The organism is Pedobacter sp. MR22-3, from assembly GCF_026240075.1.
Lineage (GTDB): Bacteria > Bacteroidota > Bacteroidia > Sphingobacteriales > Sphingobacteriaceae > Pedobacter.
In genome coordinates this window covers 59,839-77,109 of sequence record NZ_JAPIVF010000008.1, presented here as the reverse complement: position 1 = coordinate 77,109, position 17,271 = coordinate 59,839, and the positions used below count along the sequence as shown (strand labels likewise).

20 protein-coding genes are annotated in these 17,271 nt (G+C 36.6%); 17 read left to right on the top strand and 3 right to left on the bottom strand.

Annotated features, from left to right (window positions below; all coding sequences use genetic code 11):
• Positions 1 to 31 precede the first annotated feature (31 nt).
• The 9 genes from OQ267_RS19640 to OQ267_RS19600 all read left to right on the top strand — a co-directional run bounded on the left by OQ267_RS19640 (position 32) and on the right by OQ267_RS19600 (position 7,542).
• Positions 32 to 253 (top strand): AtpZ/AtpI family protein, encoded by a 222-nt coding sequence (locus OQ267_RS19640; protein WP_088299483.1) that lies wholly within the window; start codon positions 32 to 34, stop codon positions 251 to 253.
• A gap of 166 nt (positions 254 to 419) precedes the next feature.
• The gene (locus OQ267_RS19635) at positions 420 to 842 is read left to right on the top strand and encodes a hypothetical protein (protein WP_265819991.1); all 423 of its coding nucleotides are present in this window, start codon (positions 420 to 422) and stop codon (positions 840 to 842) included.
• A 14-nt stretch (positions 843 to 856) separates the two neighbouring features.
• Positions 857 to 2,020: a F0F1 ATP synthase subunit A gene (gene atpB / locus OQ267_RS19630; RefSeq protein ID WP_265837655.1), complete on the top strand. Its 1,164-nt coding sequence runs from the start codon at positions 857 to 859 to the stop codon at positions 2,018 to 2,020.
• 40 nt (positions 2,021 to 2,060) lie between these two features.
• Positions 2,061 to 2,273 (top strand): ATP synthase F0 subunit C, encoded by a 213-nt coding sequence (gene atpE, locus OQ267_RS19625; RefSeq protein WP_088299481.1) that lies wholly within the window; start codon positions 2,061 to 2,063, stop codon positions 2,271 to 2,273.
• Positions 2,274 to 2,359: 86 nt separating this feature from the next.
• On the top strand, positions 2,360 to 2,854 hold the full coding sequence (locus OQ267_RS19620) for a F0F1 ATP synthase subunit B (RefSeq protein WP_088299480.1): 495 nt from the start codon (positions 2,360 to 2,362) through the stop codon (positions 2,852 to 2,854).
• Positions 2,855 to 2,945: 91 nt separating this feature from the next.
• A complete protein-coding gene (atpH, locus tag OQ267_RS19615) occupies positions 2,946 to 3,485 on the top strand; it encodes an ATP synthase F1 subunit delta (RefSeq protein ID WP_265819993.1) in 540 nt (179 codons plus the stop codon).
• Positions 3,486 to 3,664: 179 nt separating this feature from the next.
• Positions 3,665 to 5,239: a F0F1 ATP synthase subunit alpha gene (atpA, locus tag OQ267_RS19610; protein ID WP_088299478.1), complete on the top strand. Its 1,575-nt coding sequence runs from the start codon at positions 3,665 to 3,667 to the stop codon at positions 5,237 to 5,239.
• 87 nt (positions 5,240 to 5,326) lie between these two features.
• Complete coding sequence (gene atpG, locus OQ267_RS19605; protein WP_265837654.1) at positions 5,327 to 6,214, top strand: ATP synthase F1 subunit gamma; 888 nt, start codon at positions 5,327 to 5,329, stop codon at positions 6,212 to 6,214.
• 200 nt (positions 6,215 to 6,414) lie between these two features.
• Positions 6,415 to 7,542, top strand: a complete 1,128-nt coding sequence (locus OQ267_RS19600) for an ATP-binding protein (RefSeq protein WP_265837653.1) — start codon at positions 6,415 to 6,417, stop codon at positions 7,540 to 7,542.
• 66 nt (positions 7,543 to 7,608) lie between these two features.
• Here the strand turns inward: OQ267_RS19600 and OQ267_RS19595 are convergent, their stop codons facing one another.
• The gene (locus OQ267_RS19595; RefSeq protein WP_265837651.1) at positions 7,609 to 8,304 is read right to left on the bottom strand and encodes a hypothetical protein; all 696 of its coding nucleotides are present in this window, start codon (positions 8,302 to 8,304) and stop codon (positions 7,609 to 7,611) included.
• Between the two features lie 186 nt (positions 8,305 to 8,490).
• On the opposite strand from OQ267_RS19595, the gene OQ267_RS19590 reads away from it, so the two are divergent.
• The 3 genes from OQ267_RS19590 to OQ267_RS19580 all read left to right on the top strand — a co-directional run bounded on the left by OQ267_RS19590 (position 8,491) and on the right by OQ267_RS19580 (position 10,747).
• Entirely contained in the window at positions 8,491 to 9,255 is a 765-nt protein-coding gene (locus tag OQ267_RS19590) for a 5'-nucleotidase, lipoprotein e(P4) family (RefSeq protein ID WP_088299474.1), read from the top strand.
• 57 nt (positions 9,256 to 9,312) lie between these two features.
• Complete coding sequence (locus OQ267_RS19585) at positions 9,313 to 9,531, top strand: hypothetical protein (RefSeq protein ID WP_029287390.1); 219 nt, start codon at positions 9,313 to 9,315, stop codon at positions 9,529 to 9,531.
• Between the two features lie 331 nt (positions 9,532 to 9,862).
• Positions 9,863 to 10,747 (top strand): DUF4349 domain-containing protein, encoded by an 885-nt coding sequence (locus OQ267_RS19580; RefSeq protein ID WP_265837650.1) that lies wholly within the window; start codon positions 9,863 to 9,865, stop codon positions 10,745 to 10,747.
• A gap of 88 nt (positions 10,748 to 10,835) precedes the next feature.
• Here the strand turns inward: OQ267_RS19580 and ruvC are convergent, their stop codons facing one another.
• The gene (ruvC, locus tag OQ267_RS19575; protein WP_265837649.1) at positions 10,836 to 11,423 is read right to left on the bottom strand and encodes a crossover junction endodeoxyribonuclease RuvC; all 588 of its coding nucleotides are present in this window, start codon (positions 11,421 to 11,423) and stop codon (positions 10,836 to 10,838) included.
• A 41-nt stretch (positions 11,424 to 11,464) separates the two neighbouring features.
• Between ruvC and OQ267_RS19570 the strand changes: the two genes are divergently transcribed.
• The 3 genes from OQ267_RS19570 to OQ267_RS19560 are packed head-to-tail and all read left to right on the top strand — an operon-like array spanning position 11,465 to position 14,698.
• The gene (locus OQ267_RS19570; protein WP_088299918.1) at positions 11,465 to 12,442 is read left to right on the top strand and encodes a lysylphosphatidylglycerol synthase domain-containing protein; all 978 of its coding nucleotides are present in this window, start codon (positions 11,465 to 11,467) and stop codon (positions 12,440 to 12,442) included.
• Complete coding sequence (locus tag OQ267_RS19565) at positions 12,420 to 13,556, top strand: glycosyltransferase family 2 protein (protein WP_088299472.1); 1,137 nt, start codon at positions 12,420 to 12,422, stop codon at positions 13,554 to 13,556. Before OQ267_RS19570 ends, OQ267_RS19565 begins: the two co-directional genes overlap by 23 nt.
• Positions 13,556 to 14,698: an ABC transporter permease gene (locus OQ267_RS19560; RefSeq protein ID WP_265837648.1), complete on the top strand. Its 1,143-nt coding sequence runs from the start codon at positions 13,556 to 13,558 to the stop codon at positions 14,696 to 14,698. The genes OQ267_RS19565 and OQ267_RS19560 overlap by 1 nt, the downstream gene beginning before the upstream one ends.
• Positions 14,699 to 14,851: 153 nt before the next feature.
• Here OQ267_RS19560 and OQ267_RS19555 read toward each other — a convergent pair whose 3' ends face one another.
• The gene (locus OQ267_RS19555) at positions 14,852 to 15,244 is read right to left on the bottom strand and encodes a GxxExxY protein (RefSeq protein ID WP_265837647.1); all 393 of its coding nucleotides are present in this window, start codon (positions 15,242 to 15,244) and stop codon (positions 14,852 to 14,854) included.
• A gap of 178 nt (positions 15,245 to 15,422) precedes the next feature.
• Here OQ267_RS19555 and OQ267_RS19550 point away from each other — a divergent pair, with 178 nt between their 5' ends.
• Both OQ267_RS19550 and OQ267_RS19545 read left to right on the top strand, forming a co-directional pair.
• Positions 15,423 to 16,031 carry a ribonuclease HII gene (locus tag OQ267_RS19550; protein WP_265837646.1) on the top strand — a complete coding sequence of 203 codons (609 nt, stop codon included), beginning with the start codon at positions 15,423 to 15,425 and terminating at the stop codon, positions 16,029 to 16,031.
• 22 nt (positions 16,032 to 16,053) lie between these two features.
• A complete protein-coding gene (locus OQ267_RS19545) occupies positions 16,054 to 17,256 on the top strand; it encodes a glycosyltransferase family 4 protein (protein WP_265837645.1) in 1,203 nt (400 codons plus the stop codon).
• The last annotated feature ends 15 nt before the right edge of the window (positions 17,257 to 17,271 follow it).

Below are 17,271 nucleotides of genomic sequence, written 5' to 3'. Positions count from 1 at the left end.
ATTCAAAGTTAATTAATTATCATATTAAAAAATGGAAAATCCTAAAGAAGAAAATCATGGTAAAAAGGTTAATGCAGCAGCTAAATATTCTGCTATAGGTTTCCAGATGATTGCTACGATAGGTTTGTTAACCTTCATAGGTTATAAGATTGATGAACACCGCAACAGTAAAAGCAAAATCATTACTGCAGCCTTTGCTCTGGCAGGTGTGGGCATAGCCTTGTATCAGGCTATTAAACAGGCTACGAAATAATTATTATTAAATTGCTGTATTGTTTGATTAATGATATGTGCCAACAATTAATCAATTAACAATACAGCAATGGGATATTTACCTCAGCCAACCGATTTAAACACTTAACCAACCTTCACAATATTTATCTTCCTTAACTAGTTACATTAATGCTAAAACCTTATCTTTGCACAAGTTTTCATTCGTAAAGAAGTTTCCATTGGCGCTAACCAAATTTACAAGCATCTATTTTATTTTCGTTGGTATTCTAATTGCTATTATTGCTGTTTTACCGATGATTTTTCCTGAAAAACAACTCTTTGTTAAAAATTTTTGGGTAGTTTTTGGCTTCATGGCAGGTATAACTTATATCGCATATACACTTGTTGATATCGGAATAAAAAGGGATCCGGAAGTAGGTGTAATGGCCATTATGGGATCAATTGCGGTGAAAATGATTTTTTGTATGGCTTTTGTGCTGGTTTACAGTATAAAAGCAAAGGGAAACGGGTTGCTTTTTGCACTTAATTTTTTTTCTGTGTATTTATTGTTTACTGCCTTTGAAATATACTGTTTGTTACGTAACTTGCGCCACCAAAATTTAAAGTAAAAAACTGCCAATAAATGGATTGTAACCAAGTTTTTGTGTTGAAAGTTAAGAAGGTAATCTTTGTTTTTACGCTTTTAATCGCGTTTTTATCTATCAAAAATGATACTTTCGCTCAGGTTGAAAGTGTTGTTTCTCCTGATAGTGTAGTAGCAGAATCGGCTCATGCGGTTTCTGGCGAAGATGGTGCTACAGCGCATGGCGAAGAAAAATTTGAGCCAACTAAAGTGATTATGGAACACATTGCTGATTCGCATGTGTGGCATTTATGGGGGCATACTTCAATTCCTCTTCCGGTCATCTTATATACATCAGGTGGTTTGGAAGTGTTCTCATCCGCTAATTTTCATCATGGTGAACATGATTATCAGGGTAAATACAATAAATATCGTTTGGTAACCGGTTTAAAGCAAAGCATGACTAAAGACATGTTCAATAAGAACATCAAAGTAGTTGGTGCAGACGGTCAGATTGATGAAGCGACATCTGATACCGTAATTGATTTTTCAATCACTAAAAATGTTGCGGCAATGTTTATTGCTATTGCGTTAATCGTAATTGTTTTTTCTGCTGTAGCAGCGGGTTATAAAAAACGTGTAGGTAAAGCACCAAAAGGTTTGCAATCATTCCTTGAGCCTGTTATTATTTTTGTTAGAGATGATATTGCTAAGCCAAACATCGGTCATAAGTATGCCAAGTTTATGCCTTATTTATTGACGATCTTTTTCTTTATTTTATTTAACAATTTATTGGGTTTGGTGCCGATTTTTCCAGGTAGCGCTAACGTAACGGGTAATATTGCTTTAACATTTGTAATGGCCACCGCCACGATGTTGGTGGTTAACCTAAACGGAAATAAATACTACTGGAAACATATTCTTACGCCTGATGTGCCCTGGTGGTTATACCCGATTATGATTCCTGTAGAGCTGATCGGTATTATATCCAAGCCATTTGCATTAATGGTTCGTTTATTTGCGAATATTACAGCTGGTCACATTATCGTATTGAGTTTAATATCATTAATATTTATTTTTAAAACATTGGCTATTGCTCCGGTTTCAGTTGCATTCGTTCTTTTTATGGATGTATTAGAATTATTGGTAGCATTTTTACAAGCCTTTATTTTTACATTATTATCTGCTTTGTTTATCGGAATGGCGGTAGAGGAGCATCATTAACGGAAAACTATTTTTTACAAATTATATAATTAAATTAGTTATGGTAGGTTCAATCGCGGCAATTGGTGCCGGTTTAGCAGTAATTGGTGCCGGTATCGGTATCGGTCATGTAGGTGGCAAAGCAATGGAAGGTATTGCTCGTCAACCTGAGGCTGCATCAAAAATTCAAACTGCAATGATTATTGCTGCTGCCCTTATTGAGGGTGCTGCTTTATTCGGAGTAGTAGTTGCTTTATTAGGCTTACAAGTTTAATAGCAAACTGGAATTTATAAACCGGGAATTTAACGATTGGTTATCTTCCCGGTTTTAACGAAAAATTAAGTAAAAAAATATATAAAATGGAATTAGTTACCCCAAGCATTGGATTGGTTTTCTGGACAGCACTTGCATTCATCTGCTTATTAATATTACTTAGAAAACTGGCATGGAAACCTATTTTAGGTGCTATCCACGATCGTGAGCAAAGTATTGATGAAGCTTTGAATAAAGCTGAGCTGGCTAAACAGGAGATGACTCGTTTAACTGCCCAAAACCAGGATTTAATGCAACAGGCACGTGCAGAGCGTGACGAAATTTTGAAGGAAGCTAAAACACTTAAAGATGGTATTTTAAACGAGGCTAAAAAACAAGCTCAGTTGGAAGGTGCCAAGTTGATTGAGAAAGCTAAAATCGAGATCGAAAACCAGAAAAAAGCTGCTTTAGCAGAAGTTAAAGGTCAGGTTTCTACCTTATCATTGGAAATTGCTGAACGTGTGTTACGCAATCAGTTGGATGATAAAGCAAAACAAGAAGCTTTGGTGGCTAATTTGTTAAAAGACGTTGAACTAAACTAGATTTGAGATAGTAGATATTAGATATGAGATAGGGTGATAACGCTAAATCTCACATCTCACATCTCACATCTCCAGTCTCACACCTAAATATATGTCAGAAATTAAAGTTGCAGGCAGGTATGCCAAATCATTAATTGACTTAGCTGTTGAAAACAACGCTTTAGCCGAATCTTATAATGATATGGTTTTGTTTGAAAAAGTGGTTGATGAAACTCCTGAACTGGAAGCGATACTTAAAAATCCAATTGTACCTCTTGATAAAAAAATAGGTATTTTGAACGGTATTTTTACAGATAAAGTTAACAAGTTAACCCTTAGCTTTTTCAAAATTGTAGTGAGTAAAGGGCGTTCAGCCATATTGTTTGCTACAGCCAAGCAGTTTGTTCAGCAATACAACCTGATCAAGGGCATTGTTACTGCTGATGTAACCAGCGCCACGGTTTTAAGTAATGAGGCAAAAGAAGAGATTGTTGCTACCGTAAAAAGAGAACTTGGTGCTAAAGAGGTGATCTTTAATGAAAAAGTTAATGATAAATTAATTGGCGGTTTTATTTTAAAAGTAGGTGATAAGCAATTTGATGCCAGTATTGCCAGTAGCTTAAGTAAGCTTAGAAAAGAATTGGCGCACTAGAGCATTAAGCGATAATAGTAAAGCCAAACCGGAAAACAGAACATAATTTGCCAGGTAAGGAGTATAATAACTAATTATTAATGGCTATAATAAATAAGGATGCGCTAAGCGTGTGGCATTGAACGCCAACCGCCATGCGCCAAGCACTAAACATTTACAAAAAGAGATAAAGTAAAATTATGGTAGAGGTAAGACCAGACGAAGTATCGGCAATTATCAGACAGCAATTGGCGGGCTTCAAATCAGAAACCGAACTGGAAGAAGTTGGTACCGTGTTGCAAGTGGGCGACGGTATTGCCCGTGTTTACGGTTTAACTAAAGTTCAATCGGGAGAGTTGGTTGAATTTGCAAACGGCCTCCAAGGCATTGTATTAAACCTTGAAGAAGATAACGTTGGTGTGGTACTTTTGGGTGCTTCAGACGAGATTAAAGAAGGTGATACCATTAAACGTACTAAAAAAATTGCCTCTATCAAAGTTGGTGAAGGTATGCTTGGCCGTGTCGTAAATACGTTAGGAGAGCCTTTAGACGGTAAAGGTCCGATCTTAGGTGAAACTTACGAAATGCCTTTAGAGCGTAAAGCACCAGGTGTAATTTATCGTCAGCCGGTAAATGAGCCTTTACAAACGGGTATTAAAGCCATTGATGCCATGATTCCAATTGGCCGTGGTCAGCGTGAATTGGTTATCGGTGACCGTCAGATTGGTAAAACTGCCGTTTGTATCGATACCATTATTAACCAGAAAGAATTTTATGAAGCAGGCCAGCCTGTGTTCTGTATCTATGTTGCTATCGGTCAGAAAAACTCTACTGTAGCCAACATTGTACGTACATTAGAGGAAAATGGCGCTTTACCTTATACAGTTGTTGTTGCTGCTTCGGCTGCAGATCCTGCTCCAATGCAGTTCTATGCGCCTTTTGCAGGTGCTGCAATTGGTGAGTTTTTCCGCGATACGGGCAGACCAGCTTTAATTGTTTATGATGATTTATCTAAACAAGCTGTAGCATACCGTGAGGTATCTTTATTGCTTCGTCGTCCACCGGGCCGTGAAGCATATCCAGGTGACGTTTTCTACTTACACAGTCGTTTATTAGAAAGAGCTGCGAAAATCAACGCGAATGATGATATCGCTAAAAATATGAATGATTTGCCTGAATCGATCAGACATATCGTTAAAGGTGGTGGTTCATTAACGGCTTTACCAATCATTGAAACACAAGCTGGTGACGTTTCTGCTTATATTCCAACGAACGTAATTTCGATTACTGATGGTCAGATTTTCTTAGAATCGAACTTATTCAACTCAGGTATTCGTCCGGCCATTAACGTAGGTATTTCGGTATCACGTGTTGGTGGTAATGCACAGATTAAGTCGATGAAAAAAGTAGCAGGTACTTTAAAGTTAGATCAGGCGCAATATCGCGAATTAGAGGCTTTTTCTAAATTCGGTTCTGACTTAGATGCTGCAACGAAATCAGTTTTAGATAAAGGTGCACGTAACGTAGAAATGTTAAAGCAAGCACAGTTTTCTCCATTCAGTGTAGAGAAACAAGTGGCGATTGTTTATGCAGGTACTAAAAACCTAATGCGTAACGTACCGGTTAACAAGGTTAAAGAATTTGAAACTGAATTTTTAACTCAATTGGAAATGCGTCATCCAGAAACTTTATCAGCCTTAAAAGCTGGGAAATTTGATGATAACATTACAGGTGTTTTAGATACAGTAGCAAAAGAGATTTCAGGTAAATATTAATAGGGTTTGAGACATGAGATTTGAGATGTGAGATTGGGCCAGAAGCGTCTCATATCTTATATCTCACCTCTCACATCTAAATAAAGAATGGCTAATTTAAAAGAAGTAAGAAACCGGATTGCATCGGTACAATCAACCCAGCAGATCACGAAAGCTATGAAAATGGTTTCCGCTGCAAAGTTGAAGCGTGCTACCAATGCAATTATCGCTTTACGTCCTTATGCAACTAAACTGAAAGAGATTTTAGAAAATCTTTCAGCAAGTTTAGAAGGGTCTTCATCACCTTTTATTCAGGAACGTGAGCCCAATAAGGTTTTAATTGTAACTGTATCCTCTAACCGTGGTTTAGCTGGTGCTTTCAACATGAACGTGATTAAAGCGGCCAATAATTTAATTGCCGAGAAATATAGCGAGCAGTTGAAGAATGGCAATGTAAGTATTATTTCTATCGGTAAGAAAACACAGGATTTTTACGAAAAACGTAAATACAATGTGATTGGAAACAATAATGAAGTATACGCTGCTTTAACTTTTGAAAATGTAACCAAGATTACTGATGCCATTATGGCTGGTTTTATCAAAGGTGATTTTGATAAGGTGGAAGTGGTTTACAACCGTTTCAGAAACGCGGCTGTTCAATTTATTACCACTGAACAGTTATTACCGTTACCAAAAGCAGAAGAAGCTGCCAAAATAGATACAAAGGCTTCCAATGTTGATTATATTCTTGAGCCATCCCAGGAAGAGATTGTTGAGCAATTGATTCCAAAATCTATTAAAATACAGTTATATAAGGCCGTGTTAGATTCACATGCATCTGAGCACGGCGCACGTATGACTTCAATGGATAAGGCAACAGAAAATGCAGGTGAATTATTGAAAGCCTTAAAACTTTCTTATAACCAAGCCCGTCAGGCAGCCATTACCACTGAGTTGACTGAGATTGTTAGTGGTGCAGCAGCATTGAACGGATAGAATGTAGCCTAGATTCGAAATTATTTAGTCTTCATTTAAATCATACAAGGCCCATTTCTTAATTGAAATGGGTTTTTTTATAAGTAATGATATTTTAATCAAAAATTGTTATGTTTATTCTGGATTGTAATCCAAAATTATTATGTTTATTCTGGATTGTAATCCAGAATTATTATATATTTGATTAATGTTTTTAAGCTATGATTGTTAGAAACCAGTTGGATTATGCTATAGCTCGCCTTTTTAAGGGAAAGGCTTTTATTATTTTTGGTCCAAGACAAACAGGAAAAACCACCTTTGTGGAACAATTATTAGCAAGGGTAAATAAAAAAACATTATATCTAAATGGTGATGATGCAGATGTTAGGGAAACATTAGCTAAACCCAATGCAAGCCAGTTGGTACAAATACTTGGTGATTATGAAGTATTGTTTTTAGATGAAGCTCAGCGGATCAATGAGGTAGGATTGTTAATCAAGATCATAGTAGATCGCTTTAAAGGTATTCAGGTGATTGCCACAGGCTCGTCTGCTTTTGAGCTTTCAGGTAAAATCAACGAGCCTTTAACCGGACGGAAATATGAAATGATGCTTTTGCCGCTTTCCTATGCAGAATTAGTAAGTGCTACAGATTTTATTACTGAAGAACGATCAATAGCACAGCGTTTGATTTACGGAGCTTATCCCGAAGTGATTAATGATCCTCAAAATGCTGAAGAACATTTAAAATTATTGGCAGATAGTTATTTATATAAAGATTTATTTGCACTTGAAGAGGTAAAAAAGCCCTTGCTCTTTGAGAAAATTGTGAAGGCATTGGCCTTGCAAATAGGAAGTGAAGTTAATTTTTCAGAATTAGCTCAATTAGTTAAAGCCGATCAGAAAACAGTTGATAAATATGTCAGTCTGCTTGAAAAATCTTTTGTGGTTTTCACCCTGCCGGCCTTTTCAGGTAATGTGCGTAATGAGATAAAAAAGAATAAGAAAATATATTTCTATGATACCGGAATCGTCAATGCGATTACCCGGAATTTTAATTCATTAAATAACAGGAATGATGTCGGTGCCTTGTTTGAAAATTATATGATCGCCGAGCGGATGAAGTTTTTACACCAAAACCAATTGGAAGCAGATTGCTTTTTCTGGCGAACCACCCAGCAACAGGAAATCGATTATGTCGAGAAATCGGATTCAAAATTTCTGGCCGTTGAGTTTAAATGGAACGAAAAAAGTAAAAATAAAATACCAACGACATTTACTCAGGCTTATCCTGAGGCGGAAGCATTGATCTTATCTAAAGCAGATAGAGGAGTTTTTTTGAAGATTTAATTCATTTAGCAATGCGATAGAAGAAGCCTGCTCCTTAAATAGAAGTGGGCTTCTTTACTTTTTTAATTATTTTAGGATGCTTACTCTCATGTATCCATTTTCTATTTTTAGCAGTTTTTTATTTTCATCAAAAACGTTTAGATTGAATTTAGCTTCTAGTAAATATCCCGATTCTTGTTTTTTTAAACTTATAATCTCAAATTTTGAATCCATTTGATCAATTTGTGTAACAGATGGCTGTTTCCCTAAATCTGATTGACTATATGATTTATATATGCCTTGTTGATTAATTAGTGTAAATGCGATTCCAGAGGTCGAATTGCTTCTATTAAATTCAGTTGAATATTTATATGAACCAAGAGAAAAAATATCTGTTTTGTTTTTTGGGTAATTTAGATATCCGCCATTATTTTCATTTGCAAATTCTGTTTCATTTTTATTGTATATTTTGATAAATGAAAGGGCAATGTTGGTATAGGGTGCTTTAATGCTATATTCTCTTACAAATAATAAAGAATCCTTATCTCCAACTAATAAATAATTAAAATTTTCGCCTGAAGTAATTTTAAGATTGGATTGTGTTGTATAAGTCCAGTTTTTTTCAATACCCATAGAAATATAGGTTTTCCCATTAATAGAATATGATGCTGAATCTTTAAGTAACTCTAATGTGTTTTTTGATTCAATGACCGGATCACCTTTCTTGCAGGCAAAAAGGCACATCAATGCCATAGCAATTCCTGGTAAATTTTTAATTTTCATATTAATGTTTGTATTTGCGTGTTTCTAAATGTAATAAAATCTGATAAATCAGAAATGAATAGTTTAAGTTAAGTCGTAAATGATTTGTTGTTTTATTGTATCTGGCTGGTAATTAGTCTGATTAAATTAAAGTAATTGTGTTGCGCTTGAAAAGGAGTTAATATCTTTGTTGGAGAATTTCGAATCATGAAAAAATACATCCTTCTTATTTTAACATTTGTTTCATCTTTTGCTAACGCACAATCTCCGGCCAGAGATTATACCAATGCTGTGCTCTGGCAGCAAACCTCTGGAGAATACAGGGCTTTATGTTTCCAGGCATACAACTTTGCCAGATTATCATTAAAGGAAGCATTATGGGCGGATACCAGCAAAAAGCCAAACTGTATCATTGTGGATATTGATGAAACCGTATTAGATAATTCGCCATTTCAAGGGCATGAGATTAAGAAGGGGCTAAGCTACGATGCAGCAGATTGGACCCAATGGACAAGTTTGGCTCGTGCCGACACCGTTCCGGGGGCATTGGCCTTTCTGAAATTTGCTGCAGCTAAGAACATCGAAACCTTTTATTTAAGTAACCGCGATGAAAAGGATTATGCCGCAACCTTAAAAAACCTTCAGGCCTTTGGTTTTCCATATGCCAATGATGCACACCTGCTAGTGGCTAAAGGAACATCCAATAAAGAGCCAAGGCGGCAGAAAATTGCTGAAACCCATAATATCTTAATGCTATGCGGTGATAACCTGAGTGATTTTAGTAATATTTTCTACCGGGAAAACAAAAATACATTTGAGCAGGTTAATGAAAATCAAAACCTTTTTGGTATAAAATATATTGTACTCCCAAACCCGATGTATGGCGATTGGGAAAAGCCTTTGTATCAGGGAGAAAAACCAAGTGATCAAGAGAAAGCAAAACAACGTTTAGGACGATTAAAAAGTTACTAAAATTATAATTTATTCAGCAATATGTATTACTTTTGCTGCATCATAGAAATAAACATTATGGAGAACAACGAATTAAAGCATAATACAGAGAGTATGAAAACGGCAAATCAGCCGGGAATTTATAAACTAATGATTTTTGGTGTACTTGTTGCCATATTAGGTACTTACTTACGTTTCGCTTTCGACTCCTGGGTTTTATCTTTGGTTTCATGGATTATCTTATTTATTGGTGCAATCATTGCCATTAAAGGTGTATTCAAAATATTAGACGCATAAAATATTTTCTCTCTAAATACAAGAGCCAATTATGTTAAATACATGATTGGCTTTTTTGTTGAAAAGGGTTGAATTAACCATTAATTTGAGAAACTGAAATGAGGTTTCAATAGCTTCCATCCACCTGTACATTTCAAATTAATAATTCCGTTTATGGAATTTTCGTCAAAAAATCATCAGGAAATAAACGCTTTTGTCAGTTGGGTTACCTTAATCTATTTTTTGTATAAAGGGAAACGCGATGTAATAAACTAACCAAAAACGTCGAAACTTTAAATGGCCATTTGAAGCAAATATTTAAAAATGATTACTTTATTAGAACCAGAAAATCATGAAAAGGAATATAATTGCTATAGCCATTATTTTAACTATTTTCGGCTGCAACAACGCCAATAAAAACGATCAAAATGTTGAAGCTAAAGAATCCATAATGGCTGTTGATTCGGTAGCTACGGTTGCTGAACCTAAAATCATCAAAACTGCTGATATGCGGTTTCGCGTAAAGAACGTTCAAAACATAAAAGAGCAGTTAAGTCAAACCATTAAAGCCCAGGGTGGTACAGTTGCTGAATTTTCTATTGAAAGTATTATTCAGGAAACGCAAAAAGTTAAACAATCTGTTGATTCCCTTAAAGAAATTACTTCCTATCGCACGGAAGGGTATCTGGTTGCAAATGTTCCAGCTGAAAAATTAGATGATTTTACCAATACGGTTGCTAAAATGGCTGTATTTGTGGATAACCAATCTTTAAAACTGGACGACCAGAGTCTGGCCTATTTAGGCAACAGAATGAAGGCAGGCAATAGGATAGAAGCTGCAAATCAGATGAATAAGGTTGCGGGCAGGAAAAGTACATCTGTAGAAACTTCCCTTAATATTAAAGATGATTATGTGGATAAAAAATTACAAAACTTATCTATTGATAATCGTGTGAAGTACAGCACCATTACACTTCAATTTTATCAGGATAATACCATTAAAACAACCGTTGTGGCTAATGATGATATTTATGATTACAAACCAGCCTTTGGAAATCGGTTATGGATGGGGATCATCAATGGATGGACGATCTTTAAAGAGCTTATTATTGGTTTGGCTAACATTTGGGCATTAATCTTAACCGGAGTTGCGATATTCTTCCTGATCAGGTATTTCATCAGAAAAGATAAAATTAAAACACAGGCATCTGGTAGTTTGACCGATAACCGAATCTAAAACTGCTGAAACTAATCGCCACTGTTAAATCAAAAGCAGTGGCGGTTTTCTGTTTTTAGTCACTTAAATTATCGTTAGCCAGAAAACATTATTTTTTAACCTTAACAGCCAGTCCTTTAACCTTGGTTTTATTGTCGCTCACAAAAGATTCCCAACCCGAGTAGGATTTTGATTTTCCTGATGAAGAAATTTTCTGAAAAGAATGGCAAACAGCTACTGCTAATCCGTCCGTAGCATCTAAGAATTCAGGTGTTTCCTTAAAATTAAGCAGGCGCTGCAACATGGCTGCTACCTGTTCTTTGGTTGCATTTCCGGAACCGGTAATGGATTGCTTGATTTTACGTGGAGAATATTCCGTAACCGAAATATTTCTGGAGAGTGCAGCTGCAATAGCAGTTCCCTGTGCGCGACCTAGTTTTAAAAGCACTTGTATATTTTTGCCGTAAAACGGAGCCTCTATAGCCAGCACATCGGGTTTATATTGATCAATGAGTACAACCGTTTTTTCAAAAATACGTTGAAGTTTAAGAAAAGGATCGTCAAGATGCGTCATTTTGACTACGCCCATGCTGATCAATTCTATTTTGTTGCCCTTTTCTAAAATAATACCATAGCCCATCACCGCCGTTCCTGGGTCTATGCCCATGATTATCCGTTCCTTTTTTTCATTCAACATTACAGCAATATTAAGCATATTTGCAAACTAAAATGATAATCTTGACAGACAAGAGCAAAAAAACATTATCCATCCTGATTAAAGCGGCCATTGTGGTATTTGCCTTCTGGTTTATTTACCATAAACTGGTGGCCAATCAAAACCTGCGCAATTTTAAAATACTTTTAATAGATATCCCGCAAGTAGAAATTATCCTGATCATTGGTTTGGTTTTACTGCTGATGCTGCTCAACTGGTTTCTGGAAGCGGCCAAATGGAAAAGGTTGATGAATCACATCGAAAACATTAGCTTCTACAGGGCGATAGAATCAGTATTTTGCGGATTAACATTGGCCATTTTTACACCAAACCGGTTAGGAGAATATGGTGGGCGTGTTTTTTTTCTTTCTCCAAAACGGCGGATTGTTGGTATTGTAGCCATGACCGTTGGCAATATCGGGCAGCTGGTATTAACCAATGTATTTGGTGCCATTGCAGCCTGCTTTTTTGTTTATCAGTTTGTGCCGATTGATCACCTGGTGTTTACGGCACTAGTTGTTCTGGCTTCAGTCTTTTGCCTGTTTTTTATCGTTTTTTATTTCAATATTCAATGGTTAAACGGCATATTATTGTCCTTTAAGTTTACCCGGAAATATAAGAAGTTTTATAGCATTTTAGGGCGGTACAGAAAAGCCGAACTTTTTAGGGTTATACTTTTTTGCCTGGCCCGCTATGTTGTTTTCAGTTCCCAATATTTTATTCTTTTTGCCTGGCTTATTCCTGGCTTAAACTACCTGGATATCATCATGATGACCTGTTTATTGTTTTTTATTCAATCGGCATTACCTTCCCTGGATCTTTTTGATGTTGGAATCAGGAGCATCACGGCGGTAGAATTATTTAAGCATATTACTGATCAGCATGTGGCAGTGATTGCCTGCACGGCCAGTATTTGGCTAATAAATATTATTATTCCTGCTATATTAGGCACATATTTCGTTTTTAAACTCAATTTTTTTGGAATTTCTAAATCTCACTAACCTATTATCTGCTACATTGACCTTGGTTTATGGTTTTCTGGTCATCACATTTATCAGAGGCTGGCATAAACTTGTTAATTTTCATCCATCTAAAGGTATTCCTTCAACAAGGGTATCGATTATTGTGGCTGCCCGTGATGAAGAACAGAATATCACCAGAACCATTGATGATCTGGTGGCCCAGCATTACCCGAAGCATTTAACGGAAATTATTTTTATTGATGATCATTCCACTGATCGTACGGCAGAAATTGTGATGAGCTATGCCAGTCAGGGGGTAAAATTAATCAGGTTAAATGAAGACCGGGCACTTAATTCCTATAAGAAAAAAGCCATTCAGACTGCCATAGGCACTTGTTCGGGAGATTTCATCATTACCACTGATGCAGATTGCCGGATGGGGGAAAACTGGCTGACTACGATTGTAAATTATTATGAAACGCATCATTACAAAATGATCTCCTCGCCGGTGGCCTATTTTGAGGAAAAGAGCTTTTTCGAACGTTTACAATCTTTAGAATTTCTTTATCTGATTGGTTTAGGTGCATCTACCATCGGCAATAAGCAGCCATCCACCTGCAACGGTGCGAATTTAGCTTACGAGAAAAGGACTTTTTATGAGGTGGGTGGTTTTCAAGGGATTGATGACCTGGCTTCAGGGGATGATGAATTACTGCTTCATAAAATTGCCGCAAAATATCCTGATCAGATCGGTTTTCTTAAAAACAGCGAGGCGATCGTATATACCCATGCCAAAGAAAATCTTCATTCGTTTCTGCAACAACGCAAAAGATGGGCTTCAAAAAGCACCCGGTATAAAAATAAAGCCATTATCATTTTAGGCGTTTTTGTATGGGTATTCAATCTTAGTATACTTGCCAATTTCATCACAGGTTTATTTATTGCTGATTTTTTATCCGTAACATTTTATCAGTTATTGGTTAAAATGATTTTGGAAAGCTTATTTTTATGGGATGTTACAGGCTTTGCAAAGAGACGGAGCTTACTGCTACTCACCCCGGTTTTAACTGTTGTGCATATTTTTTATATGGTTTATATCGGCATTGCGGGGAATAGCGGTAAATACAATTGGAAAGGAAGAATGGTTAGGTAATGGATAACAGTCCGTCGAAAAAAGTATGGTTAAAATTTAAACGGAATAAGTTTGCATTCGCAGGATTGATTTTTATTCTGGTATTAATGGCAATGGGGATTTCAGGTTACCTCATTACACCTGTTAATACACCTGATGCGAACACCCAGGTGGTTCAGATTAGTAAAGTGCCGCCAGGAAGTAAATTCAGATTCCTGATTATCCAAAAATACCAAAATGTAGCGGAGGTCAATTTTTTCAAAAGAATGCTGCATGGACAAAAGCCACAATTTAAAAGCATCCCGATCACATCGTATAAAATTACAGGTAAGCAGGTTTTGGTTCATGAATATATCGGGAAAGAAGAATCGAGTAAAGAATCGGTTTATCTGCTCAACGAACTTTGTCCCGATTGCTCGTCCATAAATAAAACTCAAACAACCGAACAGTATTTTGAACAGCATTATACCTATCAGCAAACTTTCTTGCTGGGTACAGATATTTACGGACGTGATTTATTGAGCCGTTTAATTCTGGGGATTCGTGTTTCTTTATCCGTAGGGTTAATGGCCGTATTAATCTCTCTTTTTATTGGTATAGGTTTGGGTGCAATAGCCGGTTATTTTGGGGGAAGGGTAGATGCAGCCATCAGCTGGTTTATGAATGTGGTTTGGTCTTTACCTTCTTTGTTATTGGTGATTGCCATTTCATTTGCACTGGGAAAAGGGTTTTGGCAAATATTTATTGCCGTGGGTTTATCCACTTGGGTGGATGTAGCCAGGCTGGTACGTGGCCAGGTGATGGCTTTAAAAGAAGTAGAATTTGTAGAGGCGGCACGGGCCCTTGGTTTCAGTACAGGCAGAACCATTATCAAACATATTTTACCCAATATCGCAGGCCCTATTTTGGTGGTAGCCTCCTCAAACTTCGCATCGGCTATTTTACTGGAAACCGGATTAAGTTTCCTGGGCTTTGGTGCACAGCCGCCCATGCCCAGCTGGGGAGGGATGATTAAGGAGCACTATGGCTATATTATCATGGATGCGGCTTATTTGGCCGTTTTGCCTGGGCTGGCCATCATGTTTACGGTTTATGCCTTTAATGTTTTAGCAATTGGCCTAAGAGATGCTTTCGATGTGAAAGGGCAGAATGTTACGGTGTAAGACTATGAATTTCATGATTAAATGATTGGTCATGATTTCTGGATTGCTGGCTATGATTTTTAGGCAATAATAGAGTAAGTTATATTTTTTTAATTATTGATTACTATCATTCAAGATTCAAACATCATTAGTTTAGATCAAAGGGCTTTCCAATCATAGTTTTGTGCCTGGTTTCATTACTCGTTTAAACTGCAAACTCCTGCTTCCGAAATTAATTAATAAGCCAACCTTAAAACCCGATGCTTCTAAGTAATTAATTGCTTGAGCCAAATGAGCATCATCCAGTAGAATTACAGCTTTTAATTCAACCATAATTTTATTTTCAATAAACAGATCAACCCGTCGTTTACCTAGAAAGTAGCCTTTGTAATAAATATTCATTTCATGTTCTTGTACGAAATTTATACCCTGACTGTGTAATTCTATAGCGAAAGCTTTTTGATAAATCTTTTCCTGAAAGCCATTACCTAAAGCTTTGTGTACTTCCATTGCACAGCCAATTATTTTTCCAGTTAGTTCGCTTTCAGGATATTGGGTATCAATCATGACTTATTAAATAATAGCTACTACAAATTAGATAAAATATTGCAGGTATTTATTTTTAGGAGTTATCTTTGTATAATAATTGAATCATACTAATTATGATTTAATCATAGTCCTCATTTAATCATAGTCCTCATTGAATCATACTAATCATAGTATTGAATCATAATAATCATAGTAGATGTTGTTGAGTTGTTATCAGGAAGAATTTTTGGAAGCGGGTTGTGATGAAGCTGGAAGAGGTTGCCTGGCCGGGCCAGTTTTTGCTGCTGCCGTCATTTTACCTAAAGGCTTTGTGCTGGAAGGTTTAAACGATTCCAAACAATTATCGCATGAACAAAGAGATTTATTACGCCCGATTATAGAGAAAGAGGCACTGGCCTGGGCGGTTGCGTCTTGCGATCATGAAGAGATTGATCAGATTAATATTCTGAATGCATCTTTTTTAGCAATGCACCGTGCGATAGAAAAACTACATACGCCACCACAGTACCTGGTTATTGATGGTAACCGGTTTAAAGCTTACCCTCAAATTCCACACTGCTGCATTATTAAAGGTGATGGTAAATATTTAAATATTGCAGCTGCTTCGATATTGGCCAAAACACATCGTGATGAATTTATGACCAATTTACATCATGATTATCCGCATTATAACTGGCAGAAAAATAAAGGCTACCCGACCATTGCACATCGTAAAGCGGTAATGGAAATCGGACTTTCTCCGTTTCACCGTAAAACTTTTAATGTTCGTGATCCGCAATTAGATTTGTTTTCTAAAAACGTTTAAAATTTAGTATTTTCACAGCATTGTGAAGATTTTGTTAATAACTAAGCGGGTTCCTTTTCCGCCAAATAGTGGTTATCCAATTGTGGTTTATAATACCATGAAAGGTTTGCTGCATCATGGTGCGGATATTACTTTGTTTAGTTTAAATCCTTCAAAAGGAAGGATTGATGTGGAAGACATTTATGATCCAGTTTTCGAACAGATAAAGCATCATAACGTTGATCTGGATACCGACGTGAATGTATGGTCTGCCTTTTTTAATATTTTCACCAATCAATCTTACAATGTTTCCCGGTTTTACAATGACGAGGCCGCCCGTCAACTGGAGAATATTCTTCGTGAGAATGTTTTCGATATCATTCAGTTTGAAGGACTTTTTGTTGTTCCCTATCTGGATATTGTTAAAGCAAACAGCAATGCTAAACTGATTTACAGGGCACACAATATTGAGTTTACTTTGTGGGAACGTCTTGCGCATTCCGAAACTTTTTTACTGCGCAGAAAATATCTTGCTTTCCTGGCGCAGCGGTTAAAGGCTTATGAAACGGATCAGATTAATCGCTTTCATCAGATTTTTGCCATCAGCGAGCCCGACAGGCAGAGTATCCTCCGGTTTGGTTGTGAGGTGCCCATGACGGTTTTTCCGGTAGCTATTGATTTGGACAGGTATAGGGTAGATAAAACTAAAACCAGTTTTCCAACATTATTTCATCTTGGTGCAATGGATTGGCGGCCTAATCAGGAAGGTCTCGAATGGTTTCTGGATGATATCTGGCCTGATATTGAAAAACTGAATAAGGATTTGCGTTTTTATATTGCAGGCAAAAATATGCAAAAGCATTTTTTCGAATATGACTCAGAAAACCTGATTGTGGAAGGAGAGGTATTTGATGCAGTAGATTTTATGAATTCTAAAGCGATCATGATTGTACCCTTAATTTCCGGAACGGGAATGCGCGTAAAAATTATTGAGGGCATGGCCATGAAAAAATGCATTATAGCCACTACTACCGCGGCTGAAGGTATTAACTGTAAGCATGGTTATGATATTCTGATTGCAGATTCTGCAGATGAATTTTACCGTTCAATTTTACAATGTATCATTAATCCTAAACGCTGGATGGAAATTGGAGAAAATGCCCGTAAAACCGTAGAAACCGATCATAGTGTTTATTTAATTTCATCCGGAATGCTTCAGATTTACCAGGAACTGGCGAACACTTAAAAGGTTTAATGTAAT

Coding starts and splice junctions, on each gene's coding strand:
- OQ267_RS19550 (WP_265837646.1), top strand. CDS start 15,423: ATGTTGTTGAGTTGTTATCAGGAAGAATTTTTGGAAGCGGGTTGTGAT.
- OQ267_RS19620 (WP_088299480.1), top strand. CDS start 2,360: ATGGAATTAGTTACCCCAAGCATTGGATTGGTTTTCTGGACAGCACTT.
- ruvC (WP_265837649.1), bottom strand. CDS start 11,423: ATGTTGAATGAAAAAAAGGAACGGATAATCATGGGCATAGACCCAGGA.
- atpH (WP_265819993.1), top strand. CDS start 2,946: ATGTCAGAAATTAAAGTTGCAGGCAGGTATGCCAAATCATTAATTGAC.
- OQ267_RS19595 (WP_265837651.1), bottom strand. CDS start 8,304: ATGAAAATTAAAAATTTACCAGGAATTGCTATGGCATTGATGTGCCTT.
- atpG (WP_265837654.1), top strand. CDS start 5,327: ATGGCTAATTTAAAAGAAGTAAGAAACCGGATTGCATCGGTACAATCA.
- OQ267_RS19600 (WP_265837653.1), top strand. CDS start 6,415: ATGATTGTTAGAAACCAGTTGGATTATGCTATAGCTCGCCTTTTTAAG.
- atpB (WP_265837655.1), top strand. CDS start 857: ATGGATTGTAACCAAGTTTTTGTGTTGAAAGTTAAGAAGGTAATCTTT.
- OQ267_RS19590 (WP_088299474.1), top strand. CDS start 8,491: ATGAAAAAATACATCCTTCTTATTTTAACATTTGTTTCATCTTTTGCT.
- OQ267_RS19640 (WP_088299483.1), top strand. CDS start 32: ATGGAAAATCCTAAAGAAGAAAATCATGGTAAAAAGGTTAATGCAGCA.
- OQ267_RS19585 (WP_029287390.1), top strand. CDS start 9,313: ATGGAGAACAACGAATTAAAGCATAATACAGAGAGTATGAAAACGGCA.
- OQ267_RS19560 (WP_265837648.1), top strand. CDS start 13,556: ATGGATAACAGTCCGTCGAAAAAAGTATGGTTAAAATTTAAACGGAAT.
- OQ267_RS19580 (WP_265837650.1), top strand. CDS start 9,863: ATGAAAAGGAATATAATTGCTATAGCCATTATTTTAACTATTTTCGGC.
- OQ267_RS19555 (WP_265837647.1), bottom strand. CDS start 15,244: ATGATTGATACCCAATATCCTGAAAGCGAACTAACTGGAAAAATAATT.
- atpE (WP_088299481.1), top strand. CDS start 2,061: ATGGTAGGTTCAATCGCGGCAATTGGTGCCGGTTTAGCAGTAATTGGT.
- atpA (WP_088299478.1), top strand. CDS start 3,665: ATGGTAGAGGTAAGACCAGACGAAGTATCGGCAATTATCAGACAGCAA.